The following is a 4,704-nucleotide window of genomic DNA, read 5'->3' as shown; positions in this document are numbered from 1 at the left end:
GACGGTTTTTGTCGTATTAAAACAGGTTTTTCCGCATATTGCGGTAAACATTCATTCTTTTTGAAATCGATTTCAGTAGTATAACTAATACATAGACATTATTTAAAATATTTTTCAAAAAAAATCTTACATACAGGAGATGAAAGCATACATGAAGTTATTAGCGATTACCTCATGTCCAAACGGCATTGCCCATACGTATATGGCAGCTGAAAACTTACAAAAGGCCGGCGAAAAGCTAGGACATCAAATGAAGGTCGAAACGCAAGGGTCCATCGGGGTCGAAAATGAACTAACGGAACAAGAAATTCAAGAAGCAGATGGCATTATCATCGCAGCCGATAAAACCGTTGATACATCAAGATTTGTTGGTAAAAAGCTGCTGGTAACAGGCGTACAGGATGGTATCCGCAAGCCAGAAGAATTAATCAATCAGGTGTTAACAGGTGACGTCCCTGTTCATAAAGAAAGCATGAAGTCAGTAGATCAAATTAAAAATGATAGAAAAGAGAAACAAAACCCGTTTTATCGCCACTTAATGAACGGTGTATCGTACATGATTCCATTCGTCGTGGTTGGCGGGATCTTAATCGCGTTAGCTTTAGGTCTTGGCGGTCATCCAACCGCTAAAGGGATGGTCGTAGACCCAGATTCCATTTGGAACTCTGTTTTAAACGTTGGTGCCGCTTCATTCGGATTCATGGTTCCCATTTTAGCCGGATTTATCGCGATGAGTATTGCAGACCGTCCGGGATTAGTCCCTGGTATGGTTGGCGGATATATTGCAGCTCACGGGGAATTTTATAGCAGTGAAGCAGGTGCAGGATTCCTTGGTGGAATTATTGCCGGTTTTATCGCAGGTTATGTAGCAAAATGGATCAAGAGCTGGAAAGTACCAAAAATGGTGCAGCCCATTATGCCAATCTTGATCATCCCTATTTTAGCAAGTGTGGTTGTTTCAGCCGTCTTTATCTTTATCCTTGGTAAACCAGTTGCCGGTGTGTTCACAGCATTAACTGATTTCTTAAATGGTATGCAAGGTACAAGTTCTATTTTATTAGCGTTATTATTAGGTGCCATGATTTCCTTTGACATGGGTGGTCCAGTCAATAAAGTTGCTTTCTTATTCGGTTCAGCGATGATCGCTTCTGGTAACTACGCCATCATGGGTTCTATCGCAGCAGCGATCTGTATCCCTCCAATCGGTATGGGTCTTGCGACACTTTTGAACAAGAAAAAATACGAAGATGCAGAACAAGAGGCTGGTAAAGCCGCCTTCTTCATGGGTCTATTCGGTATCACAGAAGGGGCGATTCCATTCGCAGCCAAAGACCCGCTTCGCGTTATTCCAAGTATCATGGTTGGTTCCATGGCTGGTTCGGTCATAGCGATGCTAAGCCACGTTGGCGACCACGTTCCACACGGAGGATTGATTGTTGCCGCACTTGGTGCAGTGGATAATGTGGTAATGTTCTTAGTTGCAATTGTAGTTGGGGTCGTTGTGACAGCACTTATGGTCAATGCATTGAAAAAGAATGTGGAGTGATAATAGATGAAATTAACGGATTTAATCAGTCTAGAGCTTATTGAAACAACCATCCAAGGGAACACGAAGGAATCTGTAATTGATGAAATGATTGAGAAGTTAGACGAGTTTGGCGCCATCAAATCGAAGCGTAAATTCAAAAAGGCGATCATGAATCGTGAAAAAGAAAGTACAACAGGAATCGGCATGTCGATTGCTATCCCTCACGGTAAATCGAAGGCGGTTGTCACACCAACTGTGGTGTTCGGTCTGAAACGCGATGGTGTGGACTGGGAAGCGTATGACGGCACACCTGCCAAGTTAATCTTTATGATTGCTGTGCCGGAAGAAGCAGCGGGCAATGAACATCTTAAGATTCTTCAGATGCTATCTCGGAAACTGATGAACGAGGAGTATAGAGAGCAGTTGTTAGCGATTGAAACCAAGGAACAAGCATTAGAGTTGTTGGGGCAAATTGAATAGGTTTGGTTTTGGGAAGAAGAGTCCTGGTGGGGGCTCTTCTTTTTTGTTTTTTTTAAATAAATAGGTGAACGGTTAATGTAGATGGGCTCTACTTCTATTTTTTTTATAAAAAATCCGTTAACGTCGATGTAGACGGGCTCTACTTCTACTTTTTTTAAAAATAAATCTCGTTAAAATCGATGTAGATTCTCTCTATTCCACTCTTCTCTTTAAGATGATTTCAAAATATGCTGCAGACCCATAGGCAGCTGTTCCTGGAGCAAAAATCTGCACTAATTCCCACCCATCCTTTTCATACTCCTTTATAATGTCGTGGTAGCTCTCTTTCGGTTTGCCTCCAAACATCGTTAAATCTACTCTAACAAATTCATGCTCATACATATGTAATCACTCCAACATCTAATAATCTACCTAATAATACGCACAGCAGATAGAAAGGTTTCATAATTTTACCATTTGGCTTTCATTGACATCTTGTCGCACTTTAATTATTATATGTTTAAACACTTAAACATTTAAACATATACACAACTAATGGAGGTTCATTTTATGAAAAAAACTGCTTTAATTACCGGAGCAACCAGCGGCTTAGGCTATGAGTTTGCTAAACTGTTTGCGAAGGATGGCTATAATCTTGTTTTAGTTGCAAGAAACGAAAACACTCTAAATGAAATCAAGCAATCCTATTCCAATATAGAAGTAACCGTCATTCCTATGGACTTAAGTACGCCAGGTGCTGCGAAAGAGATTTTTGAAAAAGTAGAACAAAAAGGCATTTCCGTTGACGTTCTCGTGAATAATGCCGGCTTCGGATTGATGGGCAAGTTTGATGAGCTCGACCTCAAGAAACAATCCAATATGATTCAATTAAACATCACGGCTCTGACGGAACTGACCTACTACTTCCTGCCAAAAATGAAGCAACGAAACAACGGCAGAATTCTGAATGTCGCAAGTACGGCGGCATTCCAGCCAGGTCCATTGATGGCAGTTTACTTTGCAAGCAAAGCCTATGTCCTTTCCTTCTCGGAAGCACTAGTCGAGGAGCTGATAGGCACTGGCGTGACAGTAACTACACTTTGCCCAGGGGCTACCAAAACGAACTTCGGCGCGGTGGCAAGTGTGGAGAACTCGAAAATGTTCAGTTCAGCGATGTCATCGGATGTGGTAGCAAAACAGGGATACGAGGCATTGATGCGCGGGAAACGTGTCATTGTGACAGGCGGCTTAAATAAAGCAGGAGTGCTTGGGGCAAAATTTATGCCAAGGAGTCTGGCGGCTAAGATTTCCAAGTATGTAGCGGGAGAGAAGTAATTTTTTCAAACAAAGGGGATTTGTTAAGGATGGCTCAACAAGCAATCGATGTATTTCGTTCATGTATACCGTTATTCACCGCTCTTGCGGATCCAGCAAGGCAGGACATCATCCTGTTGCTTGCCGAAAAAGAACCATTAAGTGTCAATGAAATCGCCGAACAATCTAGCCTATCGCGCCCGGCGATCTCCCATCACTTAAAAATCATGCGCGACACCCAACTCGTCGTCAGTGAACAAAAAGGAACCCAGCGCTATTATTCCCTTTCACTAGACCAGAGCGTCGCACAATTGAAGCAGCTGATTCAGATTGTTGAGAGCGAGTGCATTTTATGACTTGCTCTTTTTTCTATTCACCCCCCCTCACCAACTGGAAGCTATTTGATGTAAACCAAATTGACATCCAATACTGGGTTTTGCTGTCATTATGAGTTTTATCACGTTTTTTAATATGTTATCCATGCTTGTTATTTTACTCATGTACATGCAAATGGCTCTTTTAATTGCTGCTTTTACAACAGGTCTGATTCTTCTACCTGGTAGCTTACTTAACTGTATATTAGCTCCAGTGATTGGTCGTTTATTTGACGTGTATGGTCCGAAAGCAGTGATTACACCTGGAACCATTTTAGTAGCAATTGGTTATGTATGTTATTCACAGTTTGGAACAGGAACGGCTTTATGGATGATTGTAGTCACTCATATTGTCACGATGTTAGGGATAGGCGCGGTGCTTGCTTCGGTACAAACAAACACGCTCAATTCGCTTTCTAGACAATACTATCCAGATGGAATTGCTTTAACTCAAACGATTCAACTAGTAGCTGGCGCTATTGGTATTGCAGTAATGGTATCGATTTTATCAGCAAAACAGAATGGTTACTTAGCCACTGTTGCGAATGAACCAACACAAGCAGCAGCAACGGGATCTTCACTGGTATTTAAAATCAGTTTAGTATTAGCTGTGATCAATGTTGTACTGTCTTTCTTCATCAAAAGCCCTAGTCCTGTTACTGTAAAGGCTAAATCTTCAGTGAAGACAACGGATTCTTTAAACAGGGTGTAGAATTTTCATGGTTGATGGCAAATCATAATGTGTTATTACCCTTCGTAAAGGAATATAGATGTACAAGCGAGGGGGAACCGTGAGTGGATATCCATGGACTTTTAAGCTTTATCCTATTAAAAGTTAAGGAATTTATTATATTTTATTTATGCATCCTGCTGGGAGAATGGTTTGCGGATAGACAGGGCTGGAGCTTATTCGATCGAGCCTGGCTCATCACCATCATCTCCTTATCCATCATCACCTTTGTATTCTGGGCCTACTTTGGGCGTAGCCTCAGATGGTTCTAGGGGTGGGGACAGTCCCCCGGCGCTTTA

At 41.8% G+C, this 4,704-nt stretch carries 5 protein-coding genes and 1 pseudogene; 5 read left to right on the top strand and 1 reads right to left on the bottom strand.

Going from position 1 to position 4,704, the window contains the following annotated elements; all coding sequences use genetic code 11:
* The first annotated feature begins 151 nt into the window (after window positions 1-151).
* A pseudogene (locus ABES03_RS08180) lies at window positions 152-2,008 on the top strand (fructose-specific PTS transporter subunit EIIC).
* 192 nt (window positions 2,009-2,200) lie between these two features.
* On the opposite strand, the gene ABES03_RS08175 reads toward ABES03_RS08180, so the two are convergent.
* Window positions 2,201-2,389 (bottom strand): DUF4177 domain-containing protein, encoded by a 189-nt coding sequence (locus tag ABES03_RS08175; RefSeq protein WP_430116722.1) that lies wholly within the window; start codon window positions 2,387-2,389, stop codon window positions 2,201-2,203.
* 168 nt (window positions 2,390-2,557) lie between these two features.
* Here ABES03_RS08175 and ABES03_RS08170 point away from each other — a divergent pair, with 168 nt between their 5' ends.
* The 4 genes from ABES03_RS08170 to ABES03_RS08155 all read left to right on the top strand — a co-directional run bounded on the left by ABES03_RS08170 (window position 2,558) and on the right by ABES03_RS08155 (window position 4,677).
* Window positions 2,558-3,322: an SDR family NAD(P)-dependent oxidoreductase gene (locus ABES03_RS08170; RefSeq protein ID WP_430116720.1), complete on the top strand. Its 765-nt coding sequence runs from the start codon at window positions 2,558-2,560 to the stop codon at window positions 3,320-3,322.
* A 29-nt stretch (window positions 3,323-3,351) separates the two neighbouring features.
* Window positions 3,352-3,657 carry an ArsR/SmtB family transcription factor gene (locus ABES03_RS08165; RefSeq protein ID WP_430116718.1) on the top strand — a complete coding sequence of 102 codons (306 nt, stop codon included), beginning with the start codon at window positions 3,352-3,354 and terminating at the stop codon, window positions 3,655-3,657.
* 91 nt (window positions 3,658-3,748) lie between these two features.
* Window positions 3,749-4,387 carry an MFS transporter gene (locus ABES03_RS08160; RefSeq protein WP_430116717.1) on the top strand — a complete coding sequence of 213 codons (639 nt, stop codon included), beginning with the start codon at window positions 3,749-3,751 and terminating at the stop codon, window positions 4,385-4,387.
* An 83-nt stretch (window positions 4,388-4,470) separates the two neighbouring features.
* On the top strand, window positions 4,471-4,677 hold the full coding sequence (locus ABES03_RS08155) for a hypothetical protein (RefSeq protein WP_430116714.1): 207 nt from the start codon (window positions 4,471-4,473) through the stop codon (window positions 4,675-4,677).
* The last annotated feature ends 27 nt before the right edge of the window (window positions 4,678-4,704 follow it).

Origin of the sequence: Neobacillus rhizosphaerae (genome assembly GCF_050477885.1) — a bacterium.
In the GTDB taxonomy this organism is placed as follows: domain Bacteria; phylum Bacillota; class Bacilli; order Bacillales; family Cytobacillaceae; genus Neobacillus; species Neobacillus rhizosphaerae_A.
This window is presented reverse-complemented; position numbering and strand designations above follow the sequence as displayed.

Excerpts from the sequence above, each read along its gene's own strand:
- ABES03_RS08175 (WP_430116722.1), bottom strand. The coding sequence starts at position 2,389 with ATGTATGAGCATGAATTTGTTAGAGTAGATTTAACGATGTTTGGAGGC.
- ABES03_RS08170 (WP_430116720.1), top strand. The coding sequence starts at position 2,558 with ATGAAAAAAACTGCTTTAATTACCGGAGCAACCAGCGGCTTAGGCTAT.
- ABES03_RS08165 (WP_430116718.1), top strand. The coding sequence starts at position 3,352 with ATGGCTCAACAAGCAATCGATGTATTTCGTTCATGTATACCGTTATTC.
- ABES03_RS08160 (WP_430116717.1), top strand. The coding sequence starts at position 3,749 with ATGAGTTTTATCACGTTTTTTAATATGTTATCCATGCTTGTTATTTTA.